Annotated in this window: 16 protein-coding genes, 1 pseudogene and 1 riboswitch; of the genes and pseudogenes, 9 read left to right on the plus strand and 8 right to left on the minus strand. The window is 73.1% G+C overall.

All coding sequences use genetic code 11. The annotated features are described in order from the left end of the window. Positions 1–27 precede the first annotated feature (27 nt). Genes BJ971_RS19535 through BJ971_RS19550 form a run of 4 tightly spaced genes read right to left on the minus strand, consistent with a single transcriptional unit; the run spans position 28 to position 3,489 of the window. Complete coding sequence (locus BJ971_RS19535) at positions 28–639, minus strand: response regulator transcription factor (RefSeq protein ID WP_184994698.1); 612 nt, start codon at positions 637–639, stop codon at positions 28–30. Next, positions 636–1,733 (minus strand): sensor histidine kinase, encoded by a 1,098-nt coding sequence (locus BJ971_RS19540; RefSeq protein ID WP_184994699.1) that lies wholly within the window; start codon positions 1,731–1,733, stop codon positions 636–638. Before BJ971_RS19540 ends, BJ971_RS19535 begins: the two co-directional genes overlap by 4 nt. Before the next feature lie 20 nt (positions 1,734–1,753). Beyond that, on the minus strand, positions 1,754–2,539 hold the full coding sequence (locus BJ971_RS19545) for an ABC transporter permease (RefSeq protein WP_184994700.1): 786 nt from the start codon (positions 2,537–2,539) through the stop codon (positions 1,754–1,756). Next, the gene (locus BJ971_RS19550) at positions 2,536–3,489 is read right to left on the minus strand and encodes an ABC transporter ATP-binding protein (protein WP_184994701.1); all 954 of its coding nucleotides are present in this window, start codon (positions 3,487–3,489) and stop codon (positions 2,536–2,538) included. Before BJ971_RS19550 ends, BJ971_RS19545 begins: the two co-directional genes overlap by 4 nt. 137 nt (positions 3,490–3,626) lie before the next feature. Here BJ971_RS19550 and BJ971_RS19555 point away from each other — a divergent pair, with 137 nt between their 5' ends. The 7 genes from BJ971_RS19555 to BJ971_RS19585 all read left to right on the plus strand — a co-directional run bounded on the left by BJ971_RS19555 (position 3,627) and on the right by BJ971_RS19585 (position 11,058). After that, positions 3,627–4,613: an NAD-dependent epimerase/dehydratase family protein gene (locus BJ971_RS19555; RefSeq protein WP_184994702.1), complete on the plus strand. Its 987-nt coding sequence runs from the start codon at positions 3,627–3,629 to the stop codon at positions 4,611–4,613. A gap of 145 nt (positions 4,614–4,758) precedes the next feature. Next, positions 4,759–6,357, plus strand: coding sequence for an IucA/IucC family protein (locus BJ971_RS19560; protein WP_307837356.1), 1,599 nt, complete (start codon positions 4,759–4,761; stop codon positions 6,355–6,357). Further along, a complete protein-coding gene (locus tag BJ971_RS19565) occupies positions 6,354–7,982 on the plus strand; it encodes an IucA/IucC family protein (protein ID WP_184994703.1) in 1,629 nt (542 codons plus the stop codon). Before BJ971_RS19560 ends, BJ971_RS19565 begins: the two co-directional genes overlap by 4 nt. Next, entirely contained in the window at positions 7,969–9,126 is a 1,158-nt protein-coding gene (locus BJ971_RS19570; RefSeq protein ID WP_184994704.1) for an alanine racemase, read from the plus strand. The genes BJ971_RS19565 and BJ971_RS19570 overlap by 14 nt, the downstream gene beginning before the upstream one ends. Before the next feature lie 96 nt (positions 9,127–9,222). Continuing rightward, positions 9,223–9,669 carry a hypothetical protein gene (locus BJ971_RS19575; RefSeq protein WP_184994705.1) on the plus strand — a complete coding sequence of 149 codons (447 nt, stop codon included), beginning with the start codon at positions 9,223–9,225 and terminating at the stop codon, positions 9,667–9,669. Between the two features lie 22 nt (positions 9,670–9,691). Continuing rightward, entirely contained in the window at positions 9,692–10,351 is a 660-nt protein-coding gene (locus BJ971_RS19580) for an MSMEG_1061 family FMN-dependent PPOX-type flavoprotein (protein ID WP_184994706.1), read from the plus strand. A gap of 26 nt (positions 10,352–10,377) precedes the next feature. Next, positions 10,378–11,058 carry a GrpB family protein gene (locus tag BJ971_RS19585; RefSeq protein ID WP_203709165.1) on the plus strand — a complete coding sequence of 227 codons (681 nt, stop codon included), beginning with the start codon at positions 10,378–10,380 and terminating at the stop codon, positions 11,056–11,058. 86 nt (positions 11,059–11,144) lie between these two features. On the opposite strand, the pseudogene BJ971_RS19590 reads toward BJ971_RS19585, so the two are convergent. From BJ971_RS19590 to BJ971_RS19600, 3 genes and pseudogenes are all read right to left on the minus strand, one after another. Beyond that, positions 11,145–11,958: pseudogene (locus BJ971_RS19590) on the minus strand (aldo/keto reductase). A 353-nt stretch (positions 11,959–12,311) separates the two neighbouring features. Continuing rightward, positions 12,312–12,809 carry a peptide deformylase gene (gene def / locus BJ971_RS19595; RefSeq protein ID WP_184994707.1) on the minus strand — a complete coding sequence of 166 codons (498 nt, stop codon included), beginning with the start codon at positions 12,807–12,809 and terminating at the stop codon, positions 12,312–12,314. A gap of 53 nt (positions 12,810–12,862) precedes the next feature. Continuing rightward, positions 12,863–14,110 carry a chorismate-binding protein gene (locus tag BJ971_RS19600; RefSeq protein ID WP_184998968.1) on the minus strand — a complete coding sequence of 416 codons (1,248 nt, stop codon included), beginning with the start codon at positions 14,108–14,110 and terminating at the stop codon, positions 12,863–12,865. A 122-nt stretch (positions 14,111–14,232) separates the two neighbouring features. On the opposite strand from BJ971_RS19600, the gene BJ971_RS19605 reads away from it, so the two are divergent. Then, complete coding sequence (locus tag BJ971_RS19605) at positions 14,233–14,433, plus strand: DUF5999 family protein (RefSeq protein WP_184994708.1); 201 nt, start codon at positions 14,233–14,235, stop codon at positions 14,431–14,433. Between the two features lie 199 nt (positions 14,434–14,632). Here BJ971_RS19605 and gcvP read toward each other — a convergent pair whose 3' ends face one another. Continuing rightward, complete coding sequence (gene gcvP, locus BJ971_RS19610; protein WP_184994709.1) at positions 14,633–17,440, minus strand: aminomethyl-transferring glycine dehydrogenase; 2,808 nt, start codon at positions 17,438–17,440, stop codon at positions 14,633–14,635. 79 nt (positions 17,441–17,519) lie between these two features. Beyond that, a riboswitch (glycine riboswitch) is annotated at positions 17,520–17,617 on the minus strand. Positions 17,618–17,675: 58 nt separating this feature from the next. On the opposite strand from gcvP, the gene mgrA reads away from it, so the two are divergent. Next, positions 17,676–18,671: an L-glyceraldehyde 3-phosphate reductase gene (gene mgrA / locus BJ971_RS19615; RefSeq protein ID WP_184994710.1), complete on the plus strand. Its 996-nt coding sequence runs from the start codon at positions 17,676–17,678 to the stop codon at positions 18,669–18,671. Positions 18,672–18,676 lie beyond the last annotated feature (5 nt).

Genomic DNA, 18,676 nt, shown 5'->3' on the forward strand with positions numbered 1-18,676 from the left:
TGCGCACAGAAGGCACACAGAAACGCGCTACGCCAGCAGCCAGCCGTGATCAAGGGCCAGCCGGACCGCCTCCGCCCGGGTACGCGCACCGGTCTTACCGATCGCCGACGACAGGTGGTTGCGCACCGTCCCCTCGGACAGGTGCAGCTCCCGGGCGATGTCCGCCACCGTGCCGCCGTCACGCGCCGAGCGCAGCACATCACTCTCCCGCTCGGTCAACGGCGACTCACCGTGCACCAGCGACTGCGCCGCCAGGTCCGGATCCACCACCCGCAGACCCTGATGCACCCGGCGCACCGCGTCGGCCAGCTGCCGCGCCGGGGTGTCCTTGACCACGAAACCACTCGCGCCCGCCGCCATCGCCTGCCGCAGATAGCCCGCCCGGCCGAACGTCGTCACCATCAGCACCCGGCAGCCCGGCACCACCCGGTGCAGCTCCCGGGCCGCCGCGACCCCGTCCATCCCCGGCATCTCCACGTCCAGCAGGGCCACCTCGACACCGTGCGCGACCACCGCGGCCACGACCTCGTCACCGCGGCCCACCTCCGCCACCACCGACAGATCCGGCTCCATGTCCAGCAGCGCCGCCATCGCGCCACGCACCAGCGCCTGGTCATCGGCGAGCAGCAACCGGATCATGAAGGCACCTCCACGCGTACCCGGAAACCCGGCCGATCCTCACGCCGGCCGACCGTCAACCGCGCGCCCAGCGCCTCCGCCCGCCGCCGCAGGCCCGACAGCCCCTGCCCGTCGCCGGCCGGCGCGCCGTCACCCGGACCGTCGTCGACGATCTCCACGCTCGCCGGGGCCAGCCGCACCTCGCAGTGCCCCGCCCGGCTGTGCCGCACCACATTCGTGACCGCCTCCCGGATCGTCCAGGCGAACAACTCCCGGTTACGGGTCGGCACCTCGTCCGCCGCACCCGGCAGCTCGGCCCGCACATGCGCCGCGGCCAGGGCCTCCCGGGCCGCCGCGATCTCACCCGGCAGCGAGATCCCCCGCACACCCAGCGCCGTCGCCCGCACATCCGACAGCGCGTCCCGCGCCAGCACCTCAAGATCCCGCAACTCGGCCCGGGCCCGCTCCACGTCGACATCCAGCAGGCGCTGCGCCAGCTCCGCCTTCACCGTCACCACCGTCAGCGAATGACCCAGGATGTCGTGCAGATCGGCGGCGATCCGGGCCCTCTCGTTCTCCACCGCCAGCTCCGCCAGCTCCTGCTGCGCCACCCGCAGCCGGTTCTGCCGCTCCGCGGCCATCCGGAAACCACCACTGGCCACCGCGCCCAGCAGCACCGCCAGCCCGTAACCCCGGTCGTCCCAGCCCGGCACCCGCCACGCCAGCACCTCGGCCAGCACCACCAGCGCCGCCGCGAACGGCACCGCCTGACCCAGCGGCAACCCGATCATCGCCGACGCGCCGATGAAGACCAGGCACGTCAGCGCGTGGAAACCCGCGCCCGGCACCTGCGCCGCCGCCAGCGCGAGCAGCGCCAGCAGGATCAGCCACTGCCGCGCCACCGCGTACCGCGGCCGCGCGCCGTGCCGGATCTGGCCGAGCCAGCCCACCAGCGCCAGATACAGCGCCGCGAACCCGGCCAGCGCGGCCAGGCCCACGTCACGCTGCCAGCCGTCCGGCCGGTCCAGCAGGGCGTTCAGATTCTCGCCGAGGTAAAACAGCCACACCGCGCCGAACAGCCACCCGAACCGGGCGCGCGGGCCGGACTCACTCATGACGACGACGGTACCGGCCACTACACCCGCGCCGTGTCGCGCCGGAACCGCCACATCGCACCCGCCGCGAACAACCCGGTCCACACGATCACGTTCAGCGCCGCCGCCCACAGATTCCCATGGTGAGTCAGCGGATACCGGGCGATCTCCCCCACCCCGTACACCGGGGTGAACTTCGCGATCGTCGCGAACGTGTCACCCATCAGGTCAACCGGCACGAACAACCCACCCGCGAACGACAACACCGCCAGCGCCGGACCCAGGATCTGCATCACGTTCTCACTCGGCAACAGATAACCCATGAACAACCCGAACGCGGCGAACACCAGCGCACAGACCCAGGCGAGCAACCCGCACAACACCCACGCCCGCGCCGGCAGCTCCGCACCCGAGACCGCACCGACGGCGAACGCCACCACCACCGACACCGCGCCGATGATCATGGCGAGGACCAGCTTCACCGCCACGTACGCCGCCGGCCGCAACGGCGTCAGCCGCAACTGCCGGCTCCAGCCCGCCGCCCGCTCGATCGACACCATCGCACCGCCGCTGGTCGTCGCCAGCATCGCCCCGTACACGGCCATGCTCACCAGGATGTAACCGGTCACATTGCCGCCGCCGACCCGCTCGGTCCGCGAACTCGAACCCGTGCCGAACAACAGGAAGAACACCGCCGGCATCACCAGCGTGAACACCACAGTGCGCCGGTTACGCACCATCCGCCGCAGCTCCAGGCCGATCATCCCCGCGGAGAAACCACCGAACCGCGGCAGACTCCGGGCCGCCGGCATGCTCTGCGCGCTCATTCGCCACTCCCCTGGTTCTCGTCAGCCGTCAGGGTCAAGAACGCCTGCTCCAGGTTCCGCGAGGTGATCTCCAGATCCCGGGCGGCGGTCGCCGTCAGCAGATGCCGCGCCACCTCGTCGGTGTCGCGTGCCTGCACCAGAACGGTGTCGCCGCGCACCTCCACCGAATCGACACCCGGCAGCGCCAGCAGCGCCGCCTCGTCCGCACCCGGCAGCGTCGCCCGCAGCGTGCGGCCCGACGCCAGCGCCTTGACCTGCGCCGCCGTCCCGTCGGCGACCAGCCGGCCCCGGCGCACGAACACCACCCGATCCGCGTACGCGTCCGCCTCCTCCAGGTAGTGCGTCGCGAAGATGACCGTACGGCCGCCGCGCGCGTCCTCCCGGATCGACGTCCAGAAGTCGCGCCGCCCGCCGACATCCATCCCCGTCGTCGGCTCGTCCAGGATCAGCAACTCCGGATCCGGCAACAGCGCCATCGCGAACCGCAGCCGCTGCTGCTGCCCGCCCGAGCACTTGCCGACCAGCCGCGAGCCGATGTCCGCGATCCCGGCCCGCTCCAGCACCCGGCCGACCTCGGCCCGACCCCGCCCGAACAGCACCGCCGTCAGCCGCACCGTCTCCTCGACCGTGTAGTCCTTCAACAACCCGCCGGTCTGCATCACCGCCGACACCAGACCCAGCGCCACCGCCTCCTGCGGCGGCCGGCCGTACACCCTGGCCGTACCCGAGGTCGGGGCCGAAAGACCCAGCAACATGTCGACCGTGCTGGTCTTGCCCGCCCCGTTGGGACCCAGCAACGCCACCACCTCGCCCGGCCGGATCCGCAGGCTGATCCCGTCGACGGCGGTGACCGCACCGAAACGCTTCACCACGCCGTCGAGCTCGACGGCGAACCGGCCCGACCCCCCGGCCACCGCATCAGGAACTTCGCTCTGAGCGACAACTGTCATGCCACCATGCTCGGCGCACCCACGGCCCCCGCACCGGGCCACGCGTCACCTCCCGCCCATGACATCCGTCAGGCACCGTTGCGCTGTCAGCGATCACGCCTTCCGCCCGGGGCGCCACCGCGGGCATCGTCGTCGTCATGAGACTTCTCGTGCTCGGGGGAACCGGATTCGTCGGCCGCGCCGTCGTCGACGAGGCACGCACCCGCGGCCACCACATCACCGTCCTCAACCGCGGCCACCAGCCCGCGCCGCCGGGCACGACCGCCCTGATCGGCGACCGCCGCGCACCCGGCGGCCTCGCGGCCCTGCACGGCGGCGCCTGGGACGCCGTCGTCGACACCTGGTCCGGCGCGCCCAACGTCGTCCGCGACTCCGCCGCCGCGCTGCGCGGCCACGCCGGGCACTACACCTACGTCTCCAGCCGCAGCGTCTACGCCACCGACGACAAGACCGTCCCGCACACCGAGGCCGCGCCGGTCGTCGACGCCGACCCGGACTCCGGCGACGCCGACGACTACGCGTCGGCCAAACGCGGCGCCGAGCTCGCGGCCGAGCAGAACTTCGACGGCCCGGTCCTGCACGGCCGCGCCGGCCTGATCCTCGGACCCCACGAGGACATCGGCCGGCTGCCCTGGTGGCTCAACCGGATCGCCCGCGGCGGGCCGACCCTGGCGCCCGGGCCGCCGGAGATGAAACTTCAGTACATCGACGCCCGCGACCTGGCCGCCTGGCTGCTCGACGCCGCCGCCGCCGGCCGCACCGGCCCCTACGACCTGGTCAGCCCGCCCGGGCACACCACCATGGCCGAACTGCTGGAGACCATCAACACCGTCACCGGCGGGCACGCCGAGCTGCGCTGGACCGACCCGAAGACCATCCTCGACGCCGGCATCACGCCGTGGATGGAGCTGCCCATCTGGCTGGCGCCCGGCTACGAGTACGACTTCCTGCACGGCGGCGACGTGAGCAAGGCGCTGCGGGCGGGCCTGCGGCTGCGCCCGGTCGGCGAGACCGTCGCGGACACCTGGTCCTGGCTGTGTTCGGTCGGCGGCACGGCGCCGCAGCGCACCGACCGCCCGACGCTGGGCCTGTCCCCCGAGCGCGAGGCCGCGGCCCTTTCCTAGGTAGTCGTTGATTCCTTTTTGTTCTTGATCTTTGGTGGCGAGGGTGCGCGGTCCGTGGCCGGCCGCACACCCTGTAGGGCATCCTAGGATGTTGTGGTGCGGGGTGGCCGGTGATCAAGGAGGGGCCTGCCGGACAATGATGGGCGTGCCCACACCGCCGACCATCCCCGTCATGCCGACCGGGCACACCGCCGGAGCCGCGCAGACCCGGGACGACCTGCGCATTCTCCGTCCTGAGTGGGTGGCGGGCTACGAGGCGGCGCTGCCGGCGGCGCGCGCGGCCGTCCTCGCCCGCGTCCTGGGCGCCCTGGACCGCGAGCCGCTGCCCGGCGTCACCCACCGCGAACACCGCGGCGGCACCCTGCACGTCACCCTGGCCGGCGGTCGCACGCTGACCGCACCCGCCGCCGCGCCGTTCGCCGCGGCCCCGCGCGGGCTCACCGCGACGCTGGGCGGCGGCGAGTCCTTCGACGACCCCGCGGCGCTGCTGCGGGCGCTACCCCTCGGCCCGTACGCCGGGCGCCTGGCCGCGGAGGTCGACAACAGCGTCGCGAACCTCGCCCTCGCCCACGCCGACCCGGCACCGCCGGCCGGCCGGGGTGTCCTGCGCGGCGCCGCCGGCGACCCGGACGGGCTGGGACGCCTCGAACAGCTCGTCCTCGGCGGCCACCCCACGCACCCCTGCTGCCGTACCCGCGGCGGCATGAGCGTCGCCGACGTGCTCGCCTACGGCCCGGAGCACCGGCCCGTCATCCGCCTGCGCCGCCTGCGGGTACCCGCCGACCGGTGGCACGGCGACGCGCCGCCGGTGCTGTACGCACACCCCTGGCAGGCGCCGCGCCTGCTCGACCGCCACCCCTGGCTGACCGACGACGGCGAGACCGGGCCCGTGCGCCCGCTCATGTCGCTGCGTACCGTCGCGCCGCTGGACGGCGGCGAGCACGTCAAGACCGCCGTCGACGTGCAGATGACCTCGGCCGTGCGCACCGTCTCCCCCGCCGCCGTCCACAACGGACCACGGCTGTCCGCCCTGCTGGAGCGGCTCACCGCCGACCTGCCGCTGACCGTCCTGCGGGAGACCTCGGCCGGCGCCGTCCTCCTCGACGGCGCGCCGTCGCGCCGCCTCGCCCACCTGCGCCGCGCGGCGCCCCGGGCCGGCGCCACCGAGACGGTCGTACCGCTGGCGGTCCTGGCCGCGCCCGCACCGGCCGACGGGCGCCCGCTGCTGCTAGAGATCGTCGACGACCCGTACGCGTGGTGGCACCGCCTCGCCCACCTGCTGCTGCCGCCGCTGGTGACCGTCCTGGACCGGGGCGTCGCGCTCGAGGCGCACGGGCAGAACACGCTGCTGGTCCTCGACGACGGCGTACCGGCGCGGATCGTCTACCGCGACCTCGGCGGCGTCCGGGTCAGCGCCGCGCGCCTGACCCGGCACGGCGTGCAGCCACCACCGCTGGAGGGCGACCTGCCCAGCGACGACCCGGACGTGCTGCGCACCAAGCTCGCCGCCGCCGTCCTGGGCACCGTCTGCGCCGAGCTCATCGCCGCGCTGTCCCGCGAGGGCGCCGACCCGGCCCGCCTCTGGGACAGCGCCGCCTCGGCCCTGCGCGGCACCGGCACCGCCGACGCGGCGCGGCTGCTGACGGCGCCGCTTCCGGTCAAGGCCACCACCACGATGCGACTCGCCGAGGACCCGCTCGACGACGTGTGGACGTACGTGGCCAACCCGATGGCGCCCGCATGACGCGCAGCCTGGCCACCCCGCGGCTGGCCATCGCCGCCGAGCACGCCGGCGCCGCCCTCGCCGCGCACGCACCCGACCTGCTCGACGGCTTCCACGCCGCCCTGCCGGAGGCCGCCGACACCGTCGGCCGGCGGCTGCGCGGCGCCCTGGTCCGCGAGGGCCTGCTGCCCGCCCGCCCCGGCGACCGGGTGCACGCGTTCCGCCGCGTCGAGTACGACAGCGCCGGCGCCGGCGACCCCGCCGACCTGCTCCCCGCCGGACTGGCCGGCAACGCCGCCGGGTTCGCCGCCGAACTGCGCAACGGCGCCGTCAACCTCGCCATCGCCATGACCCGCCGCCGGCACGTGCCGGCCGGCGACCCCGACCACGCCGTCGTCGCCGGCGAGCGGCTGGCCGTCGCCGGACACAACCTGCACCCCTGCGGCCGTACCCGGCTCGGCTGGGACACCTCCGACGTGCTCGCCCACGACCTGGAGGCCGGGCACACCCGGCTCGGCTTCGTCGCCGTCCGCGACGACGTGCACCTCGGCGACGACGTCGGCGCGGTGCTGCGCGCCGCCTACCCGCACCTGCCCGAACCGCCCCCCGGCTACCGGCTCCAGCCGGTGCACGCCTGGCAGCGCGACGCGGTCCTGGCCGAGCGCTACCGCGACCTGATCGACGACGGCGCCCTGCGGATCCTCGGCGACGAGGGCGGCGTGCTGCCCGCGATACCGACCGCCGCGCTGCGGACCCTGCTGCTGCCGGTCGCCGCCGACGGCAGCCGCCGGTACGTGAAGGTGTCGCTGGACATCCAGGTCACCTCGACCCGGCGCAGCATCAGCGTCGCCAGCACCCGCAACGGCCCGGCCGTCTCCGCCCTGCTGCGCCGCCTCGTCGCCGAGGACCCCGCCGCGGACCGGCTGCTGCTGCTGGCCGAGACCGCCGGCGCCGCCGTGCCCGCCGGCTCCGGGCGCGACATGTCCGCGATCGTGCGCGACGGGATCACCGGCCGGCTGGTGCCCGGCGAGCGGGCGGTGGCCGGCAGCGCGCTGCCGTTCGCCGGCGCCGGGCTCGTCGCCGAGTTCGCCGCCACCACCGGGCGGCCCGACGACGCCGGCGCCGCGGCGGCGTTCCTCGACGCGTACGCCCGGCTGCTGCTGCCCCCGCTGCTGCGGCTGACGCTGCGCGGCGTCGCGCTGGAGGCGCACCTGCAGAACTGCGTGCCCACCTTCGTCGCCGGCGTACCCCACCGCCTGGCCGTGCGCGACTTCGCCGGCCTGCGGCTGCACCCCGGCCGGCTCGCCGCCGCCGGGCACCGGGTGGCGCTCTGGCCCGGCTCGGTCGTCGGCACCCCCGACCCGGCCGTACTGCGCGCCAAGATCGGATACACCGCGTTCCAGGCACACCTCGGCGAGGTGATCATCCGGCTCGGCGAGTCACACGGCCTCGACGAGGACGCCGCCTGGCGGCTCGTGCGGGCCGTCGTCGACGAGACCTACGCCGGGCACGGCCCGGCCGGCGCCGAGGACCACGCCGCGTTCACCGCCCGGACCGTGCCGCACAAGGCCCTCGTGCGGATGCGGCTCGCCGGGGCCGGCGACGAGTACGTGCCGGTGGAGAATCCGCTGCATGCGCCCGCCTGAGCACGTCGAGGCGGCGATCCGGGCCCGGACCCGGCCCGTCTGCGCCTACGTGTACGACACAGCTGTACTCAACGAGCGCGCCGCGGCGCTCCGCGCCGCACTGCCACCGCGCACCACCCTGCTGTACGCGGTGAAGGCCAACGGGCACCCGGACGTCGTGCGTACCCTCTCGTCGGCCTGCGACGGCCTGGAGGTCGCCTCCGGCGGCGAGCTGCGGCTGGCCGTCGCCGCCGGCGCGAGGCGGATCGTCTTCGGCGGGCCGGGCAAGACCGACGCCGAGCTGGCCGCGGCGGTCGCCGCGGGCGCGCAGGTCAACGTCGAGAGCGCCCACGAGCTGCGGCGCCTGGACCGGGCCGCCCGCGCCGCCGGTGTCGTCACCGAGGCGGCCGTGCGGGTCAACCGGGCCGGCCCGGCGCTACCGGGCAGCCACGCCATGACCGGAACACCCACCCCGTTCGGCGTCGACGAGACGACCCTGGCCCGGGTGCTCGCCCTGCGCCTGGACTCCGTCCGCGTCACCGGCTTCCACCTGCACGCCGTCTCCAACAACCTCGACGCCGCGGCACACGCCCGGTTCATCGCCGAGGCCGTCGACTGGTCGGTGGCCACCGCCCGGCGCCACGACGTGCCGCTGCGGCTGGTCAACGTCGGCGGCGGCCTCGGCGTCGACTACCTCGGCGCGGCCACCATCGACCTGGACGCGCTCCGGTCGGGCCTGGCCGGCCTCGCCGTCCCGGACGGCGTCGACCTGATCGTCGAACCCGGCCGCATCCTCGCCGCCGACGCCGGCTGGTACGCCGCCGAGGTCCTCGACCTCAAACACACACACGGGCGCTGGTTCGCGGTGCTGCGCGGCGGCACCCACCACTTCCGGCTGCCCGCCGCCTGGGGCTACAGCCACCCGTTCACCGTCCTGCCCGTCGACGCCTGGCCGTACCCCTGGCAGCGCCCGCAGGTCGACGACGTGGCCGTGGACGCGGTCGGCGAACTGTGCACGCCCCGCGACGTCCTGGCCCGCGACCGGCACGTGCGGCGGCTACGGATCGGCGACATCCTGGTCTTCGGCCGCACCGGCGCCTACGGCTGGGACATCTCCCACCACGACTTCCTGCGCCACCCACCACCCGCGTTCGAGGTGCTCTGACGTCCGCGGCTTAGGGCATACCGGACCATTCCTTACGAGTGGCAACGGATGATGAGGCGGAACGGTCTTGTCCGGTAGACGGGGTGGTGGATACCCGTGGCGTACCGCTCGCAGGCGCGCACCGTGCCGGGCGGCCGGCCGCTGGCCGGGTTGTGTGCCGTGCTCCTGCTGCTCGTCACCACGGGTGCCTCCTGTCACCGGGACGGGCCCGCCGCCGCGCCGGTCCGGATCGCCGGGCTGAGCGCGCTCGCGCCGCCGCCGGCCGGCCGCTCGTGGGCACCGCGGCCGGTGACGGCCGGAGGGCTGGTCGCCCTCGCGCGGGCCGGCGCGGGCGCCTACGCGTTGCACACCAGCGGCGGCGACCGTACCTTCCTGCCCGGTGTGAACCTGGGCAGCACCACCCCGGGTTCCCAGCCGGGCGAGCTGCCGATCGGCGAGGCGGACTACCGGGCCTGGTTCGCCGCGATGGGCCTGCTGGGGGTGCGGGTGGTGCGCAACTACGAGCTCCAACGCGCCTTCATCACGACCGCCGAAGAGGATTGAGCCGGTCCATTAGGGTCGGTGGATGGAGCCCACCGTCGCCACCACCGCCTTCGACTCGCTGCGCCTGGACGCCGTGCCCGACCCGGAGGCGCTGCGCCGGGTCTACGAACTCCCCGCCGACGCGGCCGTGCGCAAGCAGATGACCGAACTCACCGACCAGACCCGGCGGCTGATCGCCTGCGCCTCGCTGGTCCTGGTCGCCAGCGTCGACGCCGAGGGCAACTGTGACGTCACCCCGCGCGGCGGCCCCGCCGGATTCGTCGCCGTCCTCGACTCACGGACGCTGGCGATACCCGACGCCACCGGCAACAAGCGCCTGGACACCCTCCAGAACGTCGTCGCGACCGGACGGGCCGGGCTGCTGTTCGTCATCCCCGGGCGCACCACGACGCTCAGGGTGAACGGCCGGGCCTGCGTCTCCACCCATCCTGAGCTGCTGTCACGGCTGACCGCCGTGGGCAAGCCGCCGGCCAGCGCACTCGTGCTGGGAATCGACGAGGTCTACCCGCACTGCCCCAAGGCGTTCCTGCGCGGCGGGGTCTGGAAGCCGGAGCAGTGGCTGCCGGCGGACGCCCAGCCCACCTCGGCCGAGGTGACCCTCGCGCAGCTGCGGATGCCGGAGCTGACGATCGCCGACATCGAACAGCGCGAGGCCGACGCCCTGAAGTACCGGTACGAGTAGTTGATCTGGACCGATAGCGTCCCGGTATGCGCATGCCTCCGCTGCCCGGACAGTCAGCGCCGCTCACGCCGGAACAGATGGCGCAGCGCGTCGTCGGTGACCGACCCGCCGAAGTGACCGCACCGATCACCGTCAGCCCTTACGACCCGGACTGGCCGGTCACCTACCGACGCGAAGAGGCGCGCATCCGCGAGGCCCTCGACGGCCGGGCCCTCGCCGTCGAACACGTCGGCTCCACCGCCGTGCCCGGACTGGCCGCCAAGAACCGCATCGACATCGACCTGATCGTCGCGGACCCGGCCGACGAGGACGCCTACGTGCCGGCCCTCGCCGGCGCCGGCTACACGCTGCGCACCCGGGAACCGCACTGGTACGAGCATCGATGCCTCTGGACCGACAGCCACGACGTGACCCTGCACGTCTTCGGCCCCGACTGCGACGAACACCTGCGCCACCTCGTCTTCCGCGACTGGCTACGCGCTCACCCCGCCGATCGGGACCGCTACGAGGCACAGAAGTACCGGGTGGCCATGGAGCATCCGCTGTCGATGGCGCACTACGTCCACGGCAAGGCCGCCGTCATCGTGGACATCCTCAAGCGCGCAGGACTCACCGCCGACGGCGCCGGCGCGCGGGACCCTGTCAGCCGGCCGCGACCGACACCAAGGCCGGTTACGCCTTCACCAAAGCGGACCTACCGCCGCTGACCGAGTTCCGCTCAATCGCGGCGCCGGCGGCAGCACCCGGGATGACGGTACGGCGGGAGATCCGGCCGGGTCCCTCACGCATGGCATCAGTCGACGCGGCGGCCACCGAGCCAGCTGACCATCGCCGGGTCCCGGTGGTCGAAGAACATCGACGTGCCGGTGTCCAGGGCGGCGATCCGGGTCATCTCGTCGTCGGTGAGGTCGAAGTCGAACACGTCGAGGTTCTGCGCCATGCGGGCCGGGCGCACGGACTTCGGGATGACGACGACATCGCGCTGGATCAGCCAGCACAGAACGACCTGGGCCACGGACTTGCCGTGCGCGGCGCCGATCTCGGTGAGTACCGGGTTGGTGAACAGGTCGTTCCTGCCCTCGGCGAACGGACCCCAGGACTCGATCTGCACCCCGTGCTCACGCATCAGCTGCTGGTCGGCGGCGCGCTGGTGGAACGGGTGCGTTTCGACCTGGTTGACGGCCGGCACGACGTCGTTGTGGATGATCAGGTCGACGAGCCGGTCGGGGTGGAAGTTCGAGACGCCGATCGCCTTGATCAGACCCTCGCCGTAAAGATCCTGCATGGCGTGCCAGGAGCTGTAGTAGTCGCCGAGCGGCTGGTGGACCAGGTACAGGTCCAGGTAATCCAGGCCAAGGCTACGCAGAGACTTGTCGTACTCGCGCTTGGCGGTGTCCTTGCCGGTGTGCTGGATCCACATCTTTCGTGGTGATGAACAGCTCGTCCCGGGGAATCCCGCTCTTGGCGATGGCCCGGCCGACGGCCTCCTCGTTGCCGTAGGAGGCCGCGGTATCGATCAACCGGTAGCCTGCCGCGAGGGCGTCGGCGACGACCTGCTCGGTCTGCTCGTCGGGCACCTGGAAGACGCCGAAGCCGAGGATCGGCATCTCGACGCCGTTGTTGAGTGTGACAAGGCGATTCTTGCGGGAACGACCATGATCCTTCGCTGTGGGAGGGCCGACCGGCTGAACGGCCGGTACCAGTCTTCGTGGGTTCCGTTCCCCGACCCCCACGAAACCCGGCTTCTCGCACGCGAGGCAGTGGCTGCCATGACCGGTAACGCCAGACCCTCCCTCGGCCCGCGACTTCCTCACCACCCGCTCGTGTTCCACGTCTTCGCCGCCCCGGCAGGTACGGGCACGGCCTCGCCGACGGCCGCCTCGGACACGGGCTCACCGAGCCGGAAGCCGTGCGGCGCCTGCACGTGCCGGCCGCTCCTCATCCGACCGGCCGGCCGGGATCACGGGCGTGGCGCCGGGCGGGTGCGGCGTAGGTCGCGCAGGGCCTGGCGGCGGGTGTCGCCCTTGAGGGTGTCGATGTAGAGGCGGCCGTCCAGGTGGTCCGTCTCGTGTTGCAGGGCCCGGGCCAGGAGCCCGGTCCCCGAGATCGTCACCGGCTCCCCGAACTGATCGAAACCGGTCGCGGTCACCGCCCAGGCGCGCGGCGTCGGGTAGCCCATCCCGGGCAGTGACAGGCAGCCCTCCTCGTCGTCCTGCTCACCGTCGAGGCCGGCGAGCACCGGGTTGATCAGGTGCCCGACCTCGCCGCCCACGTTGTAGGAGAACGCGCGCAGGCTCACGCCGATCTGCGGCGCGGCCACGCCGGCGCGGCCGGGTTCGCGGACGGTGTCCTCGAGATCGGCGACGAGCGCGCGCAGGGCGTCGTCGAAAACCGCGACCGGTTCCGCGGGGGTACGCAGCACCGGGTCGCCGAACAGCCGGATGGGGCGAACAGTCATGCACACCAACCTATGCGAACCGGGCCGCCCGGCGGCCGACGCCGCCCGGCGCGTCAGGCGCCGGCGAGCGCGGCGCGCAGGGGCGCGGCCTTCGCGGCCGCCTCGTCGACCTCCGCGACCGGGTCGCTGTCCCAGGTGATGCCGCCGCCGGCCCACAGGTGTACCCGTTCGCCGTCCACCGCCGCCGTGCGGATGCTCAGGCCCAGGTCGAGGTGGTCGGTGCCGACCCAGCCGAGCGCGCCCATGCTGACGCCGCGGCCGACCGGTTCCAGGCGGGCGATCTCGGACAGCGCCGACAGCTTCGGCGCGCCGGTCACCGAACCGCCGGGGCAGATCGCGCGCAGCAGCTCGGCCAGGTCGAGCGGGCCCTCGATTCCCGCGGACACCACCGACTCGGCCTGCCACAGCCCGCACCAGCGGCGCACCGCGAACAGCTCGTCCACCCGGACCGGGCCGACGCCGGCCATCCGGGACAGGTCGTTGCGCTGGAGGTCGACGATCATGACGTGCTCGGCGCGCTCCTTGGCCGACCCGAGCAGTTCGCGGCGGCCGCGCGCGGTGGCCGGCCGGGTGCCCTTGATGGGCCGGGTGACGACCCGGCCGCCGCGCACCTCTACGAGGGTCTCCGGCGACGCCGTCGCCATGGCCCATCCCGACCCGCTGAGAACGCCGCCGTAGCGCGCACCGGGCAGTCCGGCCACCCGGGTAAGGGCCGGCCCCGGATCGCCCGTATATGGCGCCGAGGCGTGCCCGACAATGTTGACCTGATAAACGTCGCCACGCCCGATCGCCTCGCGCGCGGAATTGACGGCGGCGGCGTGATCGGCGCGGGTCCAGCTTTCCCGCCACGGGCCGAGACGCCAGGGCGTACCGGGAGCGATACCGTCCGAAACGTCCGAACTCATCGCGTACGTTTCCGCTACGGAGGGTGACGGATCGGCGGGTTCGTGGACGTAGACGACGGCCACCACGTCGGGGATTCCGGGTACCGGCGAGGGGGCGCCGGCGGGGCCGCCAACCATCACCGATCCGGCCGATGCGGACACGTACAGTGCTGCCCCGCAGGGGGTTCCGGCGCCGGTCGGGTGAGATTGGGTAACCATTCGGCCAAGGTTTCGCACCCGCAGTCCGTTGCCGGACAGGAACGCGGAGACAAGCTCAGCGGGATCGCCGGGATCACCCAGGTACCACTCGAAACGGCATGACGCACGGTGACGGCCCTGGCAGGACGCCGGAAAACCCGGTTGAGCGCCCGATCCAGGTGTCGGAAAGTGGCGGTATCCCCGCCCGCCGTGGAGCATCTGAACAGTTGATTCCATCAACACGGCACCGTCACCTGTGAAATCCGAAATCGTTCGGATGGGAGTAGTGTTCCGCCCCGTTGATGTGAAACACAACACAACACCACCACCGGAGACACACGATGTGCCAGCACCCGACCTCCTGTCCCTCAGCCGCAGCCACGGACCGCGAAGCGGCCCGGGTCGTGGCCACCTTCCCCGAGCAGGGTTGGAGCCTGCTCTGTAACGGTGTCATCGTCTTCGAGGACACCGGCGAGCTGCTGCCCGACGGAAGCACCATCGAACCGCACCGCGGACCCGCCCGGCACGCCCTCGCGGCCTGACGGACAGCACCACACCGCGGACCCGCCCGACACGCCCTCGGGCGGCCAGACGGGCAGAACGACCCGGGCACCCGAGCGCTCCGGCCGACACCGGCCGCCGACGGGTAGCCCACCGCACGACACGCCCCGGCGCGACCAGCCGGGGACAGGGACCGCCCGCGGGCCGACCGGAACATCCCCGGCCGACCCGCCCGACGGCTCACTCCTCGAACGCCTCCGGTGACGGACACGAGCAGACCAGGTTCCGGTCGCCGTACGCACCGTCGATGCGCCGCACCGGCGGCCAGTACTTCGAGGTCTGGTCGACACCCGCCGGGAAACCGGCAAGCGATCGCGGGTACGCGTGCGCCCACTCGTCCGCCGTCACCGACGCCGCCGTGTGCGGGGCGTTGCGCAGCGGATTGTCGTCCCGGGGCCACTCGCCCGCCGCGACCCGGTCGATCTCGCCCCGGATCGCGATCATCGCGTCGCAGAACCGGTCCAGCTCGGCCAGGTCCTCGCTCTCGGTCGGCTCGACCATCAGCGTCCCCGCCACCGGGAACGACATCGTCGGCGCGTGGAAGCCGTAGTCGATGAGCCGCTTCGCCACGTCGTCGACCGTCACGCCGGTCGCCTTCGTCAGCGGCCGCAGGTCGAGGATGCACTCGTGCGCCACCAGGCCCTCGTTGCCCGCGTACAGCACCGGGAAGTGGTCACGCAGCCGCGCCGCCACGTAGTTCGCGGCCAGGACCGCGACCGCCGTCGCCGCCGCCAGGCCGTCCGGGCCCATCATCCGCAGGTACGCCCACGAGATCGGCAGGATGCCCGCCGAGCCGTGCGCCGCCGCCGACACCGCGTGGTGGTCGCCCGGCTCCAGGGGGTCGCCTGGCAGGAACTCGGCCAGGTGCGCGCGGACCGCCACCGGGCCGACGCCCGGGCCGCCGCCGCCGTGCGGGATGCAGAACGTCTTGTGCAGGTTCAGGTGCGAGACGTCCGCGCCGAACCGGCCCGGCTTCGCGTAGCCGACGAGCGCGTTCAGGTTCGCACCGTCGACGTACACCTGCCCGCCCGCGTCGTGCACCGCGGCGCACAGCTCGGCGATGCCCTTCTCGTAGACGCCGTGCGTCGACGGATAGGTCACCATGATCGCGGAGAGGGTGTCCGCGTGCTTCTCGATCTTCGCGGCCAGGTCCGCCAGGTCGACGTTGCCGTTGTCGTCGCAGGCGACCACGACGACCCGCATGCCCGCCATCACCGCGCTTGCCGCGTTCGTGCCGTGCGCGCTCGACGGGATCAGGCACACGTCGCGGTGGGTCTCGCCGCGGGACCGGTGGTAGCCGCGGATCGCCAGCAGCCCGGCCAGCTCGCCCTGCGAGCCCGCGTTCGGCTGCACGCTCACCGCGTCGTAGCCAGTGATCTCCGCCAGCCAGGCCTCCAGCTGCGCGACCAGGTACTCGTAGCCCGCGGTCTGCGACGCCGGGGCGAACGGGTGGATGTTGGCGAACTCCGCCCAGGTGACCGGCTCCATCTCGGTGGTCGCGTTGAGCTTCATCGTGCACGAGCCCAGCGGGATCATGCCCCGGTCCAGGGCGTAGTCGCGGTCCGACAGCCGGCGCAGGTAGCGCAGCATCGCCGTCTCCGAGTGATGCGAGGAGAACACCGGGTGGGTCAGGAACACCGAGGCGCGGCCCAGCCCGGCGGGGATCGCCGACACCGGCGATCCGCCGGCGACGGCGCCGAACGCCGCGAGCACCGCCTCGACGTGCGCCGGCGTCGTGGTCTCGTCGCACGACACCGAGACCCGGTCCGCGTCGACCAGCCGCAGGTCGACGCCGCCGCGCGCGGCCGCCTCGGCGACCTCCGCGGCCCGGCCCGGCACCACCGCGGTCACCGTGTCGAAGAACGCGGCGTGCGCGACCTCCACGCCGGCCGCGGCGAGACCGGCCGCGATGGCGCCGGCACGCCGATGGGTACGGCGGGCGATCTCGCGCAGCCCCTCCGGGCCGTGGTAGACGGCGTACATGCTCGCCATGACCGCCAGCAGGACCTGCGCGGTGCAGATGTTGCTTGTCGCCTTCTCCCGGCGGATGTGCTGCTCGCGGGTCTGCAGGGCCAGCCGGTAGGCGGGCGCGCCGTCCGCGTCCTTGGACACCCCGACCAGCCGGCCGGGCAGCCCGCGCTCCAGGCCGGCGCGCACCGCCAGGTAGCCGGCGTGCGGGCCGCCGAAGCCCAGCGGCACGCCGAAGCGCTGCGTCGTACCCGCCGCGATGTCCGCGCCGATCTCGCCCGGCGCCCGCAGCAGCGTCAGCGCGAGCAGGTCCGCCGCCACCGTGACCAGGGCGCCGACGCCGTGCGCTGCCTCGATCATCGCGGCGTGGTCGCGGACCGCGCCGGACGCGCCCGGGTATTGCAGGTGCAGGCCGAAGAACTCGGCCGGCAGCTCGCCGCCGGCGTCGAGGTCCACCTTGACGAGGTCGATGCCGAGCGGCTCCGCCCGGGTACGCAGCACGGCCAGGGTCTGCGGCAGCGTGTCCGCGTCCACCACGTAGACGTTGCTGCGGCTCTTCGACGACCGCCGGGCCAGCGTCATCGCCTCCGCGACCGCCGTGCCCTCGTCCAGCATCGAGGCGTTCGCGGTGGTCATCGCCGTCAGGTCGGTGACCATCGTCTGGAAGTTCAGCAGCGCCTCGAGCCGGCCCTGGCTGATCTCCGGCTGGTACGGCGTGTACGCCGTGTACCACGCCGGGTTCTCCAGCACGTTGCGCCGGATCACGGCCGGGGTGAACGTGCCGTAGTAGCCGAGCCCGATCATCGAGGTCGCCACCGTGTTACGCCCGGCGATCTCGCGCAGCTCGGCGATCGCCTCCTCCTCGGAGGCCGCCGCCGGCAGGTCCAGCGTGCCGTGCCAGCGGATCACCTCGGGGATCGCGGCGTCCATCAGCGCTTCCAGGGACGCGTACCCGATGGCCTTGAGCATCTGGGTCTGCGCGCCGGCCTCCGGACCGATGTGACGTGAGGCGAACGACATGGCGGGCTCCTGGAGAGAGAAAGAGGTCGACGGCACCAACCTCCCCCTCTGTCATACCCACGGGGGCACTCCAGAGTCGCCTACCCTCGCGGTCCTTTTGCCTGAGAGGTTCCGGGGAGGATTTGCCCCTTCGGCGCCGCCGGGAATTCACCCGGTGGTCTCTCCCGCGCAGGAGTACGGCTGCCTCGAACCTACCAGCGGGGATGTCCCCGGCCCTCAACCTAGGGTGTGGTGTGTGACCTACTCCGCCGCGGACGACCGCTACGACACCATGACCTACCGCCGCGCCGGGCGCAGCGGCATCCGGCTGCCCGCCATCAGCCTCGGGCTCTGGCACAACTTCGGCGACGGGCGCCCGCTGGAACGCCAGCGCGACATCACCCGCCGCGCCTTCGACCTGGGCGTCACCCACTTCGACCTGGCCAACAACTACGGCCCGCCGCCCGGCAGCGCCGAGAGCAACTTCGGCCGCATCCTCGGCACCGACTTCCGGCACCACCGCGACGAGATCATCGTCTCCACCAAGGCCGGCTACCACATGTGGAACGGCCCCTACGGCGAGTGGGGCAGCCGCAAGTACCTGGTCTCGTCGCTCGACCAGTCGCTGCGCCGCCTCGGCCTCGATTACGTCGACATCTTCTACCACCACCGCCCCGACCCGGACACCCCGCTCGAGGAGACGATGGGCGCGCTCGACGCCGTGGTGCGCTCGGGCAAGGCCCTCTACGCCGGCATCAGCAACTACAGCGCCGAGCAGACCGCGCAGGCCGCCGCGATCCTCCAGGAGCTCGGCACTCCCCTGCTGATACACCAGCCGTCGTACTCGATCCTGAACCGCTGGATCGAGAAGGACCACCTGCTCGACACGCTCGAGGCGGTCGGCGCCGGCTGCATCGCCTTCAGCCCGCTGCAACAGGGCCTGCTCACCGACCGGTACCTGCGCGGCATCCCCGACGACTCCCGGGTACGCACCAGCGTCTTCCTCAACGAGAGCGACCTGGACCCCGCCACCCTCGGCCGGCTGCACAACCTCAACGACATCGCCGGCCGGCGCGGCCAGTCCCTGGCGCAGCTGGCCCTCGCCTGGGCCCTGCGCGACGGCCGCATGACCAGCCTGATCATCGGGGCCAGCAGCGTCGCGCAGCTCGAGACCAACGTCGCCGCCCTCGGCAACCTCAGCCTGTCCTCCGACGAGCTCAACGAGATCGACGGCACCGTCCTCGACCTGTAGAAACG

It is taken from the genome of Amorphoplanes digitatis (genome assembly GCF_014205335.1).
GTDB lineage: Bacteria > Actinomycetota > Actinomycetes > Mycobacteriales > Micromonosporaceae > Actinoplanes > Actinoplanes digitatus.

Bases quoted from the DNA above. Each gene is read 5' to 3' on its own strand.
- BJ971_RS19545 (WP_184994700.1), bottom strand. From the start codon at position 2,539: ATGAGCGCGCAGAGCATGCCGGCGGCCCGGAGTCTGCCGCGGTTCGGT.
- BJ971_RS19555 (WP_184994702.1), top strand. From the start codon at position 3,627: ATGAGACTTCTCGTGCTCGGGGGAACCGGATTCGTCGGCCGCGCCGTC.
- gcvP (WP_184994709.1), bottom strand. From the start codon at position 17,440: ATGTCGTTCGCCTCACGTCACATCGGTCCGGAGGCCGGCGCGCAGACC.
- BJ971_RS19580 (WP_184994706.1), top strand. From the start codon at position 9,692: ATGGAGCCCACCGTCGCCACCACCGCCTTCGACTCGCTGCGCCTGGAC.
- BJ971_RS19600 (WP_184998968.1), bottom strand. From the start codon at position 14,110: ATGCTCCACGGCGGGCGGGGATACCGCCACTTTCCGACACCTGGATCG.
- BJ971_RS19535 (WP_184994698.1), bottom strand. From the start codon at position 639: ATGATCCGGTTGCTGCTCGCCGATGACCAGGCGCTGGTGCGTGGCGCG.
- BJ971_RS19605 (WP_184994708.1), top strand. From the start codon at position 14,233: ATGTGCCAGCACCCGACCTCCTGTCCCTCAGCCGCAGCCACGGACCGC.
- BJ971_RS19565 (WP_184994703.1), top strand. From the start codon at position 6,354: ATGACGCGCAGCCTGGCCACCCCGCGGCTGGCCATCGCCGCCGAGCAC.
- BJ971_RS19585 (WP_203709165.1), top strand. From the start codon at position 10,378: ATGCGCATGCCTCCGCTGCCCGGACAGTCAGCGCCGCTCACGCCGGAA.
- def (WP_184994707.1), bottom strand. From the start codon at position 12,809: ATGACTGTTCGCCCCATCCGGCTGTTCGGCGACCCGGTGCTGCGTACC.
- BJ971_RS19540 (WP_184994699.1), bottom strand. From the start codon at position 1,733: ATGAGTGAGTCCGGCCCGCGCGCCCGGTTCGGGTGGCTGTTCGGCGCG.
- BJ971_RS19550 (WP_184994701.1), bottom strand. From the start codon at position 3,489: ATGACAGTTGTCGCTCAGAGCGAAGTTCCTGATGCGGTGGCCGGGGGG.
- BJ971_RS19570 (WP_184994704.1), top strand. From the start codon at position 7,969: ATGCGCCCGCCTGAGCACGTCGAGGCGGCGATCCGGGCCCGGACCCGG.